This is a genomic window from Microbispora sp. NPDC004025, assembly GCF_053604425.1.
The window spans coordinates 1-1,018 of record NZ_JBSGHN010000052.1 but is presented as its reverse complement, the minus strand read 5'-3'; the positions used below and the strand labels follow the sequence as shown (position 1 = coordinate 1,018).

Annotated in this window: 1 rRNA gene; it reads left to right on the top strand. The window is 55.9% G+C overall.

Features of this window, described 5'->3' with window-relative positions:
- Positions 1–1,018 (top strand): 23S ribosomal RNA (locus ACWEQG_RS39060); the annotation flags it as partial.

Below are 1,018 nucleotides of genomic sequence, written 5' to 3'. Positions count from 1 at the left end.
GTGAAGCCGTTCCGGAGCCTTCGGGCAAAGGAAAGTGGTGGAGCCGCCGGACCAAGCGGTTAGTAGGTGAGTGATGGGGTGACGCAGGAAGGTAGTCCATCCCGGGCGGTGGTTGTCCCGGGGTAAGGGTGTAGGACGAGTGGTAGGTAAATCCGCCGCTCATGTGTCTGAGACCTGATGCCGAGCCGATTGTGGTGAAGTGGATGATCCTATGCTGTCGAGAAAAGCCTCTAGCGAGTTTCATGGCGGCCCGTACCCTAAACCGACTCAGGTGGTCAGGTAGAGAATACCGAGGCGTTCGGGTGAACTATGGTTAAGGAACTCGGCAAAATGCCCCCGTAACTTCGGGAGAAGGGGGGCCAGCTCTGGTGATGGACTTTACGTCCTGAGCTGGGGGTGGCCGCAGAGACCAGCGAGAAGCGACTGTTTACTAAAAACACAGGTCCGTGCGAAGCCGTAAGGCGATGTATACGGACTGACGCCTGCCCGGTGCTGGAACGTTAAGGGGACCGGTTAGCTCACCTTCGGGTGGGCGAAGCTGAGAACTTAAGCGCCAGTAAACGGCGGTGGTAACTATAACCATCCTAAGGTAGCGAAATTCCTTGTCGGGTAAGTTCCGACCTGCACGAATGGCGTAACGACTTCTCGACTGTCTCAACCATAGGCCCGGTGAAATTGCACTACGAGTAAAGATGCTCGTTTCGCGCAGCAGGACGGAAAGACCCCGGGACCTTTACTACAGTTTGATATTGGTGTTCGGTTCGGCTTGTGTAGGATAGCTGGGAGACTGTGAAGTCCCAACGCCAGTTGGGGTGGAGTCGTCGTTGAAATACCAGTCTGGTCGTGCTGGATGTCTAACCTGGGTCCGTGATCCGGATCAGGGACAGTGTCTGATGGGTAGTTTAACTGGGGCGGTTGCCTCCTAAAGGGTAACGGAGGCGCCCAAAGGTTCCCTCAGCCTGGTTGGCAATCAGGTGTTGAGTGTAAGTGCACAAGGGAGCTTGACTGTGAGACCGAC